12 protein-coding genes are annotated in these 15,753 nt (G+C 68.6%); 5 read left to right on the top strand and 7 right to left on the bottom strand.

The genetic code is table 11. The features are described from left to right. Positions 1-4: 4 nt before the first annotated feature. From H0B43_RS28050 to H0B43_RS28030, 5 genes are all read right to left on the bottom strand, one after another. Positions 5-1,030: an ABC transporter permease gene (locus tag H0B43_RS28050; RefSeq protein WP_185724940.1), complete on the bottom strand. Its 1,026-nt coding sequence runs from the start codon at positions 1,028-1,030 to the stop codon at positions 5-7. Next, positions 1,027-2,550, bottom strand: a complete 1,524-nt coding sequence (locus H0B43_RS28045) for an ABC transporter substrate-binding protein (RefSeq protein WP_185724941.1) — start codon at positions 2,548-2,550, stop codon at positions 1,027-1,029. The genes H0B43_RS28050 and H0B43_RS28045 overlap by 4 nt, the downstream gene beginning before the upstream one ends. 34 nt (positions 2,551-2,584) lie before the next feature. Continuing rightward, positions 2,585-3,976, bottom strand: coding sequence for an LLM class flavin-dependent oxidoreductase (locus H0B43_RS28040; protein ID WP_185724942.1), 1,392 nt, complete (start codon positions 3,974-3,976; stop codon positions 2,585-2,587). A 150-nt stretch (positions 3,977-4,126) separates the two neighbouring features. Beyond that, positions 4,127-5,491, bottom strand: a complete 1,365-nt coding sequence (locus H0B43_RS28035; RefSeq protein WP_185724943.1) for an aminotransferase class I/II-fold pyridoxal phosphate-dependent enzyme — start codon at positions 5,489-5,491, stop codon at positions 4,127-4,129. 48 nt (positions 5,492-5,539) lie between these two features. After that, complete coding sequence (locus tag H0B43_RS28030; RefSeq protein ID WP_185724944.1) at positions 5,540-6,238, bottom strand: alpha/beta hydrolase; 699 nt, start codon at positions 6,236-6,238, stop codon at positions 5,540-5,542. A 208-nt stretch (positions 6,239-6,446) separates the two neighbouring features. Between H0B43_RS28030 and H0B43_RS28025 the strand changes: the two genes are divergently transcribed. The 3 genes from H0B43_RS28025 (at position 6,447) to H0B43_RS28015 (ending at position 10,279) form a co-directional block, all read left to right on the top strand. Next, positions 6,447-7,745, top strand: coding sequence for an O-acetylhomoserine aminocarboxypropyltransferase/cysteine synthase family protein (locus tag H0B43_RS28025; RefSeq protein WP_185724945.1), 1,299 nt, complete (start codon positions 6,447-6,449; stop codon positions 7,743-7,745). 1 nt (position 7,746) lies between these two features. Beyond that, the gene (locus tag H0B43_RS28020) at positions 7,747-8,817 is read left to right on the top strand and encodes an LLM class flavin-dependent oxidoreductase (protein WP_185724946.1); all 1,071 of its coding nucleotides are present in this window, start codon (positions 7,747-7,749) and stop codon (positions 8,815-8,817) included. A gap of 109 nt (positions 8,818-8,926) precedes the next feature. Next, entirely contained in the window at positions 8,927-10,279 is a 1,353-nt protein-coding gene (locus H0B43_RS28015; RefSeq protein ID WP_185724947.1) for an FAD-dependent oxidoreductase, read from the top strand. On the opposite strand, the gene H0B43_RS28010 is transcribed toward H0B43_RS28015, so the two are convergent. Further along, positions 10,273-11,070 (bottom strand): SDR family NAD(P)-dependent oxidoreductase, encoded by a 798-nt coding sequence (locus H0B43_RS28010; RefSeq protein WP_185724948.1) that lies wholly within the window; start codon positions 11,068-11,070, stop codon positions 10,273-10,275. The two genes, H0B43_RS28015 and H0B43_RS28010, sit on opposite strands and share 7 nt — an antisense overlap. A gap of 76 nt (positions 11,071-11,146) precedes the next feature. Next, positions 11,147-11,329 carry a hypothetical protein gene (locus H0B43_RS28005; protein ID WP_185730158.1) on the bottom strand — a complete coding sequence of 61 codons (183 nt, stop codon included), beginning with the start codon at positions 11,327-11,329 and terminating at the stop codon, positions 11,147-11,149. A 159-nt stretch (positions 11,330-11,488) separates the two neighbouring features. On the opposite strand from H0B43_RS28005, the gene H0B43_RS28000 reads away from it, so the two are divergent. Together H0B43_RS28000 and H0B43_RS27995 are read left to right on the top strand one after the other, a co-directional pair. Next, positions 11,489-12,121 (top strand): DUF4232 domain-containing protein, encoded by a 633-nt coding sequence (locus H0B43_RS28000; RefSeq protein WP_185724949.1) that lies wholly within the window; start codon positions 11,489-11,491, stop codon positions 12,119-12,121. Positions 12,122-12,446: 325 nt separating this feature from the next. Beyond that, positions 12,447-15,719, top strand: coding sequence for an arabinosyltransferase domain-containing protein (locus tag H0B43_RS27995; protein ID WP_185729773.1), 3,273 nt, complete (start codon positions 12,447-12,449; stop codon positions 15,717-15,719). Positions 15,720-15,753 lie beyond the last annotated feature (34 nt).

Here is a 15,753-nt window from a genome sequence, read left to right as displayed (position 1 = left end):
GATGTCAGTCTCTCCGCTTGGTTGCCGGCTGCAAGACGCTCTGCGCGATGTTGACGACGATGTTGCAGAACAGCACGAACACGATCGCCACGACGAGCGTCCCCTGGACGATGGGCACGTCCCCTCGCAGTGCGGAGTCGGCGGCGAGTCGACCGAAGCCGGGCATGGAGAACATGGTCTCCATCACGACGGCGCCGCCGATGAGGGTGGGGATCTTCATGCCCAGGATCGACAGCGCGGGGCCGCTGCCGTTCCGCAGTGTGTGCACGAACAGGATCCGGGACGGGCTGATGCCGCGCACCACCGCGCCGGTGACGTAGTTCTGATCCAGCTCCGCAACGAGTCCGGTGCGCAGTTGCCGCGCGATGTCGGCGACGACGTCCATACTCAACGCGATGGCGGGCATGATGATCAGCGACAGCCAGCGGCCGAAGTTCTCGTCCGGCGGGACGTACCCGGCCGACGGCAGCCAGTGCAACCCCACGCTGAGGACGAGGATCAGTCCGATCGAGATGACGAACGGCGGCAGCGTCGAGGCCACCGACGTGTAGGCGGTGATCAGCCGGTCGAGCGGGCTGCCCTTGTAGACGGCGGCGAGCACCCCGAGTCCGACACCGAGGACGAGTCCGATGACCAGAGCGACCCCCGCGATGGAGGCACTGACGGCGAGTCGCTCGCCGATCAACTCGCTGACCGGGATCTTGCTGAACCACGAGACGCCGAGGTCGCCGCTCAGCATGCTCGACATCCAGTCGACGTACTGCTGCCAGATCGGCTTGTCCAGCCCGAACTCGGCATCGATGCGGGCGATGGTCTCCGGTGTCGCGGCGTCGCCGGCGATCCCGGCGGCCGGGTTGAGTCCGCTGGCCGCTCCGAGCAGGAAGGTGATCAGGGTGGAGAACAGGAACACCGGTACCACGATCAGCACGGTGCTCAGCACGACCCGCAGCGCCGTGCCGAGCGCACCCGCGGGCACCGGGAGAGCGAATGTTCTCCCGGTGCCTACGGCCTGGACGTCTGCGGTGGTCACGAGACCGTGACGCCTTCCCACCGAACCTGGGACGGCAGGATGTTCAGGTTCTTCAGGTCCGGGTTGGACACGATGACCCACGGATTACTGAAGAGGTAGTTCGTCGGCGACTGCTCGACGCCGACCTTGACGGCCTGCCACAACCGCGGCTTGTACTCCGGGTCCTCGAGCGGCGTGCGGCGCACGGCGTCGAGAGCGGCGGTGAACTCCGGCGACGCGTGCGGACCGCTGAGGTTCATGATGCCTTCCGGACCGTAGACGGCGAGCAGGTTCTGCACCGGGGATTCACGTCCGATGGTGCCGTCCGTCGCCAGCTGCGGATTCTTCGCAAGGTAGACCTCGCTCTGCCACGTCGACGATCCCGGCGGGACCACCTTGATGGTGGACTCGACGCCGATCTTCTTCAGCTGCGACTGCACCAGCTCCGCCCGGTTGGTGGCCGCGGACTGCGCGGTGATCTCGATCGACAACTGTCCGGGCCCGTAGCCCGCCTCCGCGAGAAGGCGAGAGGCCTTGTCGGGGTCGTAGTTCCAGATCTTCTCGATCTCCGGGTTGAAGGCGAGGTACCCGTCGGGGAAGGGCTGACTCGTCGTGCTCCCCAGGCCGTTCGTGACGACGTCGACGAACGCCTGACGGTCGAATGCGTAGCGGAACGCCTCGACGACCTTCGGGTTGTCGAATGGGGCCTTGTTGAGGTTGATGGACACGTCGTTCGCGGCCAGCGACGGCTTCACGGTGACGTCGAGACCGGCGGCCTCGGCTTCCTTGGACTGCAGGGCGGGCAGCGTCGCGAAGTCGATGGAACCGGACTGGACGCCGGCGACGAGCGTGGCCGGATCGGGTGCGACGCTGAGTTCGAAGTGGTCGATGTGGATGTTGCCGGCGTCCCAGTAGTTCGGGTTCTTCTCGAAGTACGCGTGATCCTCGGCGACGAAATCGGTGATCGTGAACGGGCCCGCCCCGACCGGCCACACGCTGAGCTTCTGCGGGTCGGCCGCCGCAGTCGGGCTGGCGATCGCGCCGGTGCGCCCGGCCACGAGGTACGGAATCTGGTAGTCGGCGTCGCTCAGGTGCAGTGTGACGTCGGTGGCGCTGTCGGCCGTGACGTCGGTGACGCCGGCGAGCTGATCGCGCAGGAACGAATCGTCCTGCGTCTTGCCCCGGTCGAAGAACGCTTTCACTGCCTGGGAGTCGAGGGTGGTCCCGTCGGAGAACGTGAGACCGTCACGCAGCGTGAACGTCACCGCGGTGCCGTCGGCGTTGTACTTCCAGCTCTCGGCGAGTGACGGTTCGACGTTGCCCTCGGCGTCGAGCCGGGTCAGCGACGCGTACGCGAGGCTGATCGTGTTGATGTCGTTTCCTGTCCGGCTCGTCACCGGATCCCACGACGTGGGGAGGCTGAACGCCCACTTGACCTCGGCGCCGTCCGAACTGCTGCCACCGCCGCACGCGGTGGCGACGAGCCCTACTATCACTCCGAGTATGACGGCGCCGGCGATCCGCCGGCTCTTCTTGCTCACTGGGTGCTCCTGACCATGCAAAAGGGGTGGTGATTCAGACGCTCGCGGACAGCGATGCGGTGGTGCCGGGCAGCGGGGTGGGGTCGGTCCCCTCACGCCGTGCCCGGGTGTAGCGGTTCTCCGCGAACGGCAGGCCGAGGTTGCCCCGCAACGTGTTCTGCTCGTAGTCCTCCCGGACGACCCCGCGCTCACGCAGGATCGGCAGCACCTCGTCGACGAAGCGGCGGAACTGGGCCGGGTGACCGATGTGGATGTTGATGCCGTCGAGGGCGCGGCCGTCCAGCCAGCGCTGCAGTTCGTTCGCGACGGTCTCGGCGCTGCCGGTGAACGGCGACGTCTTCGGTGCGCTCAGCGCCTCGACCGTCTGCCGCAGGGTCAGCCCCCGGTCGGCGGCGAGGTCCGCGATCTTCTTCGCCTGGGTGTAGAAGCTCCGCTCGGCGTCCTTCAGTGCCTCGGTGGGGAACGGTGCGTCGAGGTCGTACTGCCGGAAGTCGTGCCAGCCGAAGGGGCGGCCCAGTTCGCGGAGCGACTTGCCGAAGTCGTTGTCCGCGAGTTGCGTTGCCCGTTCGATTTCGCGTGCGTCGGCGTCGGTGTCGCCCACCGTGACCGTCACCCCGGGCAGGATCACGATGTCCTCCGGGTCGCGGCCCTGGGCGGCGGCCCGCGACTTGATGTCCGCGTAGAACGCGGCGCCGGCCTCGAAAGTGGGCGCGTGCGTGAAGATCCCGTCGGCGATCCGCGCTCCGAGGTCACGGCCTTGGTCGGAGTCGCCGGCCTGGAAGATCACCGGCTGCCCCTGCCGCGACCTCTCGATGTTGAGCGGTCCCACCACCGAGAAGTGCTCACCCCGGTGATCGAGGGTGTGCAGCTTGTCCGCGTCGAGGAAGCGGCGGGCCTCGCGGTCGCGCGGAAACGCGTCGTCCTCGTAGGAGTCCCACAGCGCTTTGACGACCTCGACGTGCTCGAGGGCCCGGCCGTAGCGGGTGGCGTAGTCGTAATGCTCCTCGAGGCCGTAGTTTCCGGCCGTCCCCGAGTCGCCACTGGTGACTACGTTCCAGCCGGCGCGGCCGCGGCTGATCAGGTCGAGGGACGCGAACCGCCGCGCGAGGTTGAACGGCTGGTTGAACGACGTGGTCAGTGTGCCGACGAGGCCGATGTGCTCGGTGGCCACCGCCAGCGCGGACAGCAGCGTCAGCGGCTCGAGCCGGTTGAGGTAGTGCGGGGGCGAATCGGGGGTGATGAACTGGCTGTCGACGATGAACACGAGGTCGAACTTCGCCTGCTCGGCCAGACGCGCGTAGCGGATGTACCAGTCGATGTCGACGCTCGCGTCACCGTCGATCTCCGGATCCAACCAGGTGTAGGGGTGCCCCGGCCCACCGGTGGGCGTGAGGACAGCACCCAGTTTCAGTTGCCGTCTCGTCATGATGTCGCTCCTTCGTCGTCCGCCGTCAGCCACCTGCCTCGGCACGCCGCGTTGAAGTGTATGGAGCAAATTGCCGCGTGCAGAGTATTAAATTCTCGATGCTTCAAAACATATTTCGTATGTCCCGCAACGCTGTCGAACAAAGTCCGATCAGTCGAAGAACTCGCGCGACGACTCCGCGACCGCCGACGCGACCACGTCGGCGAGCTGCCCGATCCGCCCCGCGTCGTCCGGTAGCTGCGTGGCCGACAGGCGCAGCAGCGGCTGCGCCGGTGTCTCGACGAACGAGCGGGAGCCCGCCCCCACCGAGATCCCCTGCCGCGCCAACGCGACGAGCGCCGCGGTCTCGTCCGACACCGCGACCCATACGACGAGACTGTGCGGGCCGGCGAACGCGTCGATACCGCGGTCGGTCAGGGCCGCGAGCAGCGATGCGCGCCTGGTGGCGTAGCGGTCGTGCGCGGTCGTGACCGCCTGTTCGGCGTCGGCGCTGCCGACCAGGTGGGCGAGAGTGTTCTGCAGGATGCGGCTGTTCGAGCCGACTCCGTGACTGCGCACCTTCATCGCCTTCTCGATCAGTTCACGCGACCCGCCGAGAACGGAGGTCCGCACGTCGATCCCATATGCCTTGCAGTAGCTGCGGATCCGAACCACGCGCAGCGGCAGTTCGCCACCGACGGTCGGAGGTTGTCCGGGTTCGAGCGGGCCGATCGAGTCGTCCTCGACGACCCACACCGCCGGATGCCGTCGCAGCACCTCGGCGAGTTCACTTGTGCGCCTTGCGCTGACCGCATGGTGCACCGCGAACGGCGCGCCAGGCTGGAACACGAAGGCCACCGCACCGGCGGTCAGGGCCGCATCGAGAGCGTCCGGCCGGGGACCGTCGCGATCCGCACCGACGCCGAACGCCACCAGTCCCAGGTCGCGGAGGGTGTCGAGAACACCGGGGCCGAGGGGTTCGTCGACGGCCACGATCGATCCGGGCGGCGCGGCCGCCTCCACCGCCAGCAGCAACGCCTCGGTGCCGCCGCCCGCCGTCGCCCACGCCTCCGGTTCGAACGGCCACCCCGGAGCGACGGCCTTCCGCAACCGCTCGGTCATCAGTTCCCGGCCGAACACATTGAGCGTCTCCGCGTCGAGACTCGACAACAAGGCGTCGGACAGCGACGGCTGCAGCGCCGGATCGGGGGCATTCTGCGCCAGGTCGATGCCACGCCAATCGGGTATGCCGCGCTCGGGCACGCTGTCGAGGGGAGGAAGAACGACGGTGCCGCCGCGCCGGCGGGTCTGCACGAACCCTTGTTCCTGCAGGCGGCCCCAGGCGCTGACGATCGCACCGACACTGAGATCCGTCGATTTCGCGAGCGCGCGGACGGTCGGCAGGCGGTCGCCGGGGCTGAGGTCGCCCGACCGGATGAGGTCCGCGACGGCATCGGCCAGTTCCCCGGTGCGGCCCTCCACTCGTTCGAGCAACCACTTCGGAGAGATCGTCTCCGACTCCAGCACCGCTGACATCTCCACCCCTTCGATCGACAACCACACCCGGCCCCGCCCGCGACACGGTCAGTGCGCGAGCGCGCCGTCCGGTTCGCGGAGGAGGATGTCCGGCGTGCCGGGCAGGCGGAGTCGCTCGAGAAACTGCACGATCTCGGCGGCAACCGACCGGTGGGACACGTCGTTGAGGATGTCGTGGAGTCCCTCGCGAACCACCACGACCCGAGCGTCCGGCAACGCGGAGGCGACGGCGCGCACGTCCGCTGCCGGGCTCAGGACGTCGGCGGCCCCGTGCACGACGAGGACGGGGACCCGCACGCGGGCCAGCGAGTCCGCCGTCGCCACCACCGTTTCGCCGCCGAGCGTCCCCCGGTCGAGTGCGTCGGCCGAGGAGAGGACGCCGCGATGCACCGGGCAGGCGGAGCGGATTTCGAGCTCGCCGTCCCACTCTCCCGAGAAGGTGTCGGCACCGGCGACGAGAAGTCCGGCTGCCACGACCCCGGCGACCGCGGGGTGTGCGACGGCGACGTCGAGGGCGGTCAGGGCACCACTGTCCGACCCGGCCACGACGATCGGGAGTTCGGCATCGGCATCGGCGATCACCCCGCCGACCGCCGCGGGATCGTTCTCCACCACCGCGACGCGGTACCCGTCGAACGCGATCCGGCGGGCGAACCGGCGGTACACGGAAGCCCGCTCGCCGCGGCCGACGATGACGATCACCGAGCCTCGTGTGGTCGCTTCGGGTTCCAGCCAGTCGATGTCCACTGATTACCTCATTCGGGTGCTAGTTCGCAGGAATTGACTGCGTCACCCTGACCCACCCAGGCGAGCTGGAACAAGACTAAAGCTCGAGCAGAACAAAACACGTGCCTTCTCGGCGCACTTCGTGTTTTGTTCCGAACATATTCGTTTTGCTCTGCCATTGCGCCAGACATATCAACCCAGACGGTTCGACGAAGGGACAGGCACACCGATGCCCGAGACCACAGGGTTTGCGACCCGGCAGGTCCGCACCGGCTATCAACCCGGAACAGCGCAGAACACCGCGATCCCCCCGATCTACCAATCGGTTGCCTACGACTTCGGCAGCTTCGACCAGGCGCGGGACATCTTCTCCCTGCGAAGGAAGGGAAACCTCTACAGCCGCACAGGAAATCCCACCCAGGCCGTCTTCGAGCAGCGCCTCGCCGACCTCGACGGCGGTGTCGCGGCGCTCGCCACGGGTTCCGGGCAGTCCGCCGTCGCGGTCGCACTCCTCACGCTCGCCAAGTCCGGACAGCACATCGTCGCGGCACGGCAGTTGTACGGGGGGACGGTCGACCTTCTCACCGACACCTTCGCCGACTTCGGGATCGAGGTCACACTCGTCGATCAGGACGACCTCGACGGCTGGCGTGCGGCGGCGCGCCCCGAGACCCGGGCGTTCTTCGCCGAGACGATCGGCAACCCCGTCGCCTCCGTCCTCGACGTTCGAGCGGTGGCCGACATCGCGCACGAGGCGGGGGTCCCGCTGATCGTCGACAACACGATCGCCACCCCGTACCTGCTCCGCCCGAAGGACTTCGGCGCCGACATCGCCGTGTATTCGGCCACCAAGTTCATCGGTGGGCACGGCACGTCGCTCGGCGGCGTGATCGTCGACCTCGGCACGTTCGACTTCGGCGCGGAACCGCAGCGGTGGACCCAGTTCACCGAGCCCTACCCGCGGATCGGCGACCTCGTGCTGTGGGATGAGTTCGGTCGCGACCGGAGCGCCTACCTGGTCTACGCGAAGACGAAGATCGTCCACGACCTCGGTCCCGCGCTGTCTCCGTTCAATTCGTTTCAGCTGCTTCAGGGTCTGGAGACGCTGGACCTGCGGCTCGAACGGCAGGTCGGCTCGGCGCTGGCGATCGCACGGTTCCTCGACGGTCATCCCGCGGTCGCCCGGGTGAATTACCCCGGCCTGCCGGACAACCGGTGGCACGACGCCGCCCAGCGGTACCTGCCCCGGGGCGCCGGTTCGGTGTTCTCCTTCGATCTCGCCGTCGACGACTCGCGGGTCGCGAAGTTCGTCGACTCGCTGCAACTGTTCGCCATCGTCGCCAACATCGGCGACGCCCGGTCGCTGGTCGTGCACCCCGCGACCACCACGCACAGCCATCTCGACGACGCGCAACTCCGCGACGCCGGATTCGGTTACCGCACCGTCCGACTGTCGATCGGGCTGGAGAACCTGGACGACCTCGTCGACGATCTGCGTGCGTCGCTCGACGCCATCACGGAGGAATGACATGCATTTCGGTTACTGGACCCCCATCTACGGCGGCTTCCTGCGCAACCTCGGCGACGAGGGAATGCCCGCCACCTGGGATTACGTCAAAAAGCTCTCGCAACTGGCCGACCGGCTCGGCTACCACACCACCCTCGTGCCCGAGCTCTATCTCAACGACCGCAAGGGCGTCGACGCGCCCAGCCTCGAGGCGTGGTCGCTGTCGTCGGCGATCCTCGCGGTCACCGAACAGCTTCGGGTGATGACGGCGGTGCGCCCCGGATTCCACCTGCCCGCGGTCACCGCGAAGGAGTCCGCGACGATCACCGACATCGCCGGCACGACCGACGCCGGTGCCGCGCGGTTCGCGCTCAACGTCGTCGCCGCGTGGTGGGAGGAGGAGGCGCGGCAGTACGGCGGCGCCTTCACCCGGCACGACGAGCGGTACCGGCAGGCCACCGAATTCGTCGACGTCCTCCGCGGGTTGTGGGAACACACCCCGTTCAGCTACGAGGGTGCGCACTTCACCGTGCGCGACTCGGTCCTGTCGCCGAAACCCGGAATCCACCCCCCGGTCTTCGCGGGCGGCGAGAGCGAGAGCGGCCGCGAGTCGATCGCGACCTTCGCCGACTCGTACGTCCTGCACGGCGGCACCGTCGACGAGGTGCGCACGAAGATCGCGGACATGAACGCGCGGTCGCAGCGAATCCACCAGCGGGACATGGCCGAATTCGGCATGTCCACGTACGTCATCGTGCGCGACACCGAAGCCGAGGCCCGCGCCGAACTCGAGCGCATCACCACCGTCGATCCCCACTCGCCCGGCTACGCCTCGTTCGAGGAGTTCGTGCAGAACTCCGAACTCGACGTCGAACTGTCGCGGCGCGAATACTCGGTCGGCACCCGCGGACTGCGGCCCGACCTCGTCGGCACACCGGAACAGGTCGCCGAGAAGATCCGCGCCTACCAGGACGCCGGTCTCACCCTGCTGCTCATCCAGTGCTCCCCCGCACACGAGGAACTCGAGCGCATCGCCGAGCAGGTGTTTCCCCTCGTCCCCACCCGTGAGTACTTGTCAACCGCCCGAGGTTGACAAGTCCTCTCAGGCGGGACGCTCTTGACCGCACGACTCGCCGCGCGTCAGGATGGATACATTCTGTGCGCGGCGGTTTCGTTCCCGGGCGAGCGCGAGGGGATTTGTCATGGCAGACATCGAGGTCGACTGTTGCGTCGTCGGCGCAGGTTTCGCGGGGCTGACCGCGGCACTGCGCGTGAAGCAGGCCGGACATTCGGTCGCGCTGATGGAGGCGCGGAACCGGATCGGCGGGCGCACGTTCACCGAGATCCGCGACGACGGCTCGTGGATCGATCGGGGTGGTGCGTGGATCGGACCGGGGCAGGACCGGATCTACGCCCTGATGGACGAATTCGGCGTCAAGAGTTACAAGCAGTACACCGACGGCGAAGCGATGATGGTCGTCGGCGGCAAGCAGTACCGGTACAAGGGCACCATCCCGTGGACGATGAGTCCCTGGGCCGCCGCGAACCTCGGTGCCGTCTTCGTCGAACTCGGTGAGATGTGCAAGACGATCCCCCTGGACGCACCGTGGGAGGCGAAGAAGGCCGCCAAGTGGGACTCGATCAGCCTCGCGAAATGGCTCAGCGACAACACCGCGTCCAAGCCCGCCCACGACCTTCTCGAGACCGCCATCGCCGGCTGCTACACGTCCGCGGCGTCGGAGGTGTCGATGTTGTTCGTCCTGTATCAGATGGCATCCGGCGGAGGTCCGAGTTTCGTTCTCGGCGTGAAGGATGCGGCCGAGGACGCGCGGCCGGTCGGCGGAATGGGCGCCGTGTACCGGCCGATGGCCGCCGAGATCGGCGACTCACTGCATCTGTCGCAACCCGTCCGGGACATCGTGCAGGACGACGACGGCGTGACCGTCCGCTCCGCGGACATGGCGGTGCGGGCCCGCAGAGTGATCGTCGCGGTACCCCTCGCGATCGCGAGCCACATCCTCTACGAACCGCTGCTTCCGATGGACCGGTCGTTCCTGCACCAGCGGATGCCGAGCGGCGCCGTCAGCAAGATTGCCGTCCTCTACGACGAACCCTTCTGGCGCGCCGACGGATTGTCCGGACAGTCGGCGGCACCGGAATCCCCCGCCACGATCACCATCGACGCCAGTACGGACACGGGACGTCCCGGTGTGCTGTGCGTGATCGTCGAGGGTCCCGTCGCCCGCAGGATGGGGAGACTGTCGGTGGCGGAGCGGAAGTCGGCGGTGCTCGGGGAATTGACCGCCAGGTTCGGAAGCAAGGCGGCCTCCCCCGTCGATTACATCGAGCAGAACTGGAGCGTCGAGCGCTACTCCGGCGGCGGCATGCTCAGTCATGCGCCGACGGGAGTGCTCACCCAGTTCGGTCACACCCTCCGCGAGCCCTGCGGTCGCATTCACTGGGCCGGAACCGAGAGTTCGTCCGTGATGTGCGGCTGGGTCGACGGGGCCGTCCGCTCCGGGGAGCGCGCCGCCCGGGAAGTCACCGCTCAGTAATAGACGGCGCCCGGAGCGCCCCCGCCGACGGCCACCGCGTCGCCGGTGATGGCGACACTGCGCGGTGACGCCAGGAACGTGACGACGTCCGCGACCTCGCTCGCGTCGATCAGCCGGTGGATCGAATTGGTGGCCAGCCGCGACTCCAGTTCGGCCACCGGCACCCTCTCGTCCTCGGCTTGCTTCGCCAAGCGGTCGACGAGGCGTTCCGTCCGCGTCAGTCCCGGATGAACCACCGTGACGTTGACGCCGTGCGGTCCGAGTTCGTCGGCGAGGTTCTTCGTCAGCGCCGACACACCGACGTTCCGGACGGTCTGCGCGATGGAGTTGGCCTGCCGTGCACCGAGCCCGCTGATATTGATGATCCGTCCCCACCCCTGCTCGACGAGGTGAGGTGCCACCGCGCGGGCGGTCCGCAGATAGCCGAGCACCTTGATCTCGAATTCCTCGCGCACCACATCGTCGGTGGTGGACGCGAAATCGCTCGGCTTGCCCGCGCTCCACGGTGTGGCCGCGGCGTTCACGAGAATGTCGACGCCGCCGAATTCGTCCACCGTCCGCTGCACGAGGGCGCGCACCGAGTCGTCGTCGCCGGTGTCGGTCGGTACCCCGATCACCCGACGCCCGGTCTCCTGCGACAGCGTCTTCGCCGCCAGTTCCAGCGCCTCGGCGCCCCTGGCCGCGAGCACCACGTCGACCCCCTCCGACGCGAGGCTGCGCGCGATCGCGAAACCGATGCCCCGGCTGCCGCCGGTGACGACGGCCCGCTTGCCGCTCAGACCGAGATCCATTGCGTTCTCCTCATCTCCGCTGTCCACCCCTCGGTTCGAGAGTAAGACCGCATGGGCCGAGAGTCACGGATTCGGTTCAGTGTGAGGCCAATTGCGCTCCGCACCCGTGCGCCTTTCTGGTAGCTGGAGCAACCAGAAAGGCGCACGGGCGGCGAAGCCGCCCGGTGGCCGGGTTCACCACGTCGATACGACCCGTTCCCTGCGACTCGACCCAGGATCCGTCGATGTAGATCGCGGTGCGGTCCAGAACCTCGCTCATCGGTCACCCTCCAGTAGAAGGCGGATCCCCCTGCGCCCCGCAGCCTACGACCGCCGTCGCCCGGCACGGGGCGATTGCGATCTCGCGGAACCACATGCCGGGACGACGACGATCGCGGACCATCGACGTAGGCCGCACGTTCAGCAGGAGGAGCGATCCATGCGCACACCGTCACCGGCACGCACCCTTCTCGGAGCGCTCGGGATCGCCGCCGTACTCACCGCCTCGGCGTGCGGATCGACGGACGAGTCGGGGACCGCCGAGCCGTCACCCGGCGGCACTGCGACGACGTCGGCGGCCCCCACGACCACCGGCACTCCATCCACATCCACATCCACATCCCCGTCGTCGTCGTCCGAGACCACCGCACCGCACCCCGACCGCTGCCTGATCGGCGAACTGCAGGTGACGCTCGGCGAGTCGAGCGGGGCGGCCGGCTCGCAGGAGATTCCGATCGTGTTCACCAACACGGGCAGCCGCACCTGCGTCCTCCACGGGTATCCCGGGGTGTCGTATCTGGCGGCACCGGACGGCCCGCAGGTCGGGGCCGCGGCGGCCCGGGACGGCGGGGCGGAGAATCCGGTGACGGTGGCCCCGGGCGCGCGGGCTACCGCTGCGGTGCGCGCGACGGTGGTGCAGAACTATCCAGCCGAGACGTGCGGACCCACCGCGGTCGCCGGGTTCAGGGTGTACCCACCGAACGACACGGGGTCGGTGTTCCTTCCGTACCCCACCACCGGATGTGCACAGACCGGCGTCAAGCAATTGTCCGTGCAGCCGGTCACGGGGTGACCTGGTTCACCCGCGCCGGGTGAATCGGGTCACCCGGCCGCGACCTACCGTCGGACTACCGGCTCGCGTCGAGGGAAGGCGGAGGCATGTTCGAGATCATCCGCGAAGTCCATTCCGAGGTTCGGCATCGCCGCGGTCCGCGGCACCACCACCATCATCTTCTGACCCGCGCGGAACGCCGGTCACGGATCCTGAAACACCTCGCTCTGTGACCCGCGCGGACCGCTAGCCCCCGCCACCAGGCCTGTTCCTTGCCTTCGCTAACCATCAGCGCGGATGGGTACTATCCGACGTCGTGACTGACAGCAGGCTGGAATCGGCGAATGTGTCCAGAGACGACTCGGACGAGTCGCCGATCGGGACCCCGCCCCAGTCGTCGCTCCGTCGCAAGTCGGTCCGCTCCGCCCGCCTTCTCGCCGTCATCGCCTCCGTCCTCGGAGTGCTGCTCACGTTGTCGCTCCCGTTCCTTCCGGTCGAGCAGGACAGCGCGACCCTCAGCTGGCCGCAGAACGGCAGCACCGGAAGCGTCGAGGCACCGCTCGTCTCCTACGCGCCGCTCAGCCTCGACATCCGGATCCCCTGCTCGGCGGTCGGTGAGCTCGCCGACCGCGGCGGGATCCTGACCTCCACCGCGCCCGCCGGGGCCGCCGACGCCGGCAAGTACGGACTGGTCGCCAAGGTGAATCCCGCGACCCCGAACGGACCCGCCGGCGTCGAGGTGCTGCTGCGGAACCAGGCGATCCTGTCGTCGCCGCTGAGCCAGCTACCCGCCGACTGTACGCTCGCGGTGTCGTCGGACTCCACGCGCACTGCCGCCGGATTCGTCGGGGCGGGCCGGGACGCACCGACCGTCGTCGCCGGCGACCTCCGCCCCCAGATGGTGGGCATCTTCAGCGACCTCGACGGACCGGCGCCCGACGGACTGCAGGTGACCGCGCAGATCGACAGCCGGTTCTCGTCCACGCCGTCGACGATCAAACTCGTGGCCATGGTCGTCGGCGCACTCGCGACGATTCTCGCGCTCGTGGCGCTGCACCGCCTCGACAACGTGGACGGTCGCCGGGCGCGACGTTTCCTGCCTACCCGCTGGTGGTCGTTCGGGGCCGTCGACGCCGTCGTCCTCGGCACGCTGGTGCTGTGGCACTTCATCGGCGCCTCCACCTCCGACGACGGCTATCAGTTCAACATGGCCCGCACGTCCGAGGCCGCCGGGTACATGGCCAACTACTTCCGCTGGTACGGCGTCCCGGAGGCGCCGTTCGGGTCTCCCTACTACGACGTCCTCGCCGTGCTGGCGAACATCACACCAGGCAGCCCATTCGTGCGACTGCCCGCGCTGCTCGCCGGTATCGTCGCGTGGCTGGTGATCAGTCGTGAGGTGGCGCCGCGACTCGGCGCCGCCGTCCGCGGAAACCGGCTCGCGCTGTGGACGGGTGGCCTGGTGTTCCTCGCGTTCTGGCTTCCGTACAACAACGGTCTGCGGCCCGAACCGATCGTCGCGGTGGGCGTTTTGCTCACGTGGTGTTCGGTGGAACGCGCCGTCGCGACCCGGCGACTGCTGCCCGCTGCCGTGGCAATCCTCGTCGGTGCGGCCACGCTGACCGCGGGTCCGTCCGGATTGATCTGCTTCGGCGCCCTGGTCGCGGGTGCGCGGCCGATCCTGCAGATCGTGATCGCGCGGGCCAAGACGGTGGGATACGTCGCGCTGCTGGCGCCGCTCGTCGCGTCGGGGACCGTGATCCTGGTGGCGGTGTTCGCGGACCAGACGCTCGCCGCGGTCCTGGAGATGCAGCACGTGCATGCCATCGGACCGAACGTGCCGTGGTTCGACGAATACCTCCGCTACCAGTACCTGCTGAACATCTCGGTGGACGGTTCGCTGTCGCGGCGGTTCGGCGTGTTCGTCATGGTGCTGTCGCTGGCGGTGACCGTTCTCGTGATGCTGCGCAAGGGCGGCCGGATTCCCGGGACCGCGGTGGGACCGTCGCGGCGGCTTCTCGGCATCACGCTGGCCGCGATGGCGCTGATGATGTTCACGCCCACCAAGTGGACGCACCACTTCGGCATCTACGCGGGCCTCGCGGGGTCGCTGGCGGTGCTGGCATCCGTGGCGGTGAGCACCGGTGTGGTGCGCTCGCCGCGCAACCGCGCCCTGTTCGCGGCCGCCGTCCTGTTCCTGCTGGCGATGTGTTTCACCAGCACCAACGGGTGGTGGTACGTGTCCAGTTACAGCGTTCCGTGGTGGGACAAACCGGTGTCGATCGCCGGTCTGGGCGCGGGCACGATCCTGCTCGGCGCCACCCTGCTGATGCTGCTGGTCGCGGCGTGGTGCTATTTCCGCGAGCCCTATCGACGGACCGACTCCGCGCCGCCGGGGCGGCTGTGGGCGATCCCGCCGCTGACCGTGGCGGCCGCCGCGATGGTCCTGTTCGAGGTGCTGTCGATGGCGAAGGGCGCGGTCGCGCAGTACCCCGCGTTCTCCCTGGCCCGCTCCAACGTCGACGCCGTCACCGGCGCGCCGTGCGGTCTCGCCAACGACGTCCTGCTCGAAACGGATCCCAACGCGTCGCTCCTGCAACCGCTGTCCGGTGACGCGGCGACCACGCTCGCGGGCTCCGGCACCGTCGGCTTCACCCCGAACGGTGTCGCAGGTGACCTCAGCGCCGACGAGGAATCGTCGGACGCCGGTGTCGCCAACTCCGTCAAGACCGACAACACCGCGCAGACGGCGTCCAGCAACGCCGCGGGCACCGGCGGCGGCGCCGGCGCGGTGGGCGTGAACGGCAGCGCCGTGGCCCTGCCGTTCGGACTCGACCCGTCGCGCACGCCGGTCCTCGGTAGCGACGGCAGTGCGGGCGACGCGGCACTGACCACCGACTGGTACCGGCTGCCGGACGCCGACTCGGACACCGGGGCGGGGGACATCATCTCCATCGCCGCCGCGGGTCGCATCCGCTCCGTCGACGCGGACGGCGTCGTCACCTACGGCCAGAATCTCGAGGTGGAGTACGGCACCGCCCAACCGGACGGCACGGTCGCGGCGACCGGGCGTGTGACGCCCATCGACATCGGCCCGGCGCCGTCGTGGCGCAATCTGCGCGTCCCGCTCGATTCCCTGCCGCACGATACGAATGTCATCCGACTGGTGGCCTCGGACTCGGACAGCGATCCGCAGCAGTGGCTGGCGGTGACACCGCCGCGCGTTCCGCGGACGCAGACATTGAACGACGTGATCGGATCGGACGCGCCCGTGATGATCGACTGGGCTGTCGGCCTTGCGTTTCCGTGCCAGCGACCGTTCGATCACCGTGTGGGCGTCGCGGAGGTTCCCGAGTACCGGATCCTCCCGGACCGCCCCGGCGCGATCATGACCAGCCTGTGGCAGGACCGGTACGGCGGCGGGCCGCTCGGCTGGATCGAGATGACCCGGGCGAGCCGCACCATTCCGTCGTATCTGAAGGACGACTGGGACCGCGACTGGGGCGGAGTGGAGCAGTATTCCCCCCTCGACGCCGGCGCGACGGCGGCGGAGATCGACACCACCCGGACGCAGCGTTCGGGACTGTGGAATCCGGCGCCGATCATCACCGCCTACTGAGCGCCGGTGACGCGCCCTGCGCCGGGCGCGTCAC

The organism is Rhodococcus sp. 4CII, from assembly GCF_014256275.1.
GTDB lineage: Bacteria > Actinomycetota > Actinomycetes > Mycobacteriales > Mycobacteriaceae > Rhodococcus_F > Rhodococcus_F wratislaviensis_A.
The sequence above is the reverse complement of the archived record's forward strand: the minus strand, read 5'-3'. Positions and strand labels throughout refer to the sequence as shown.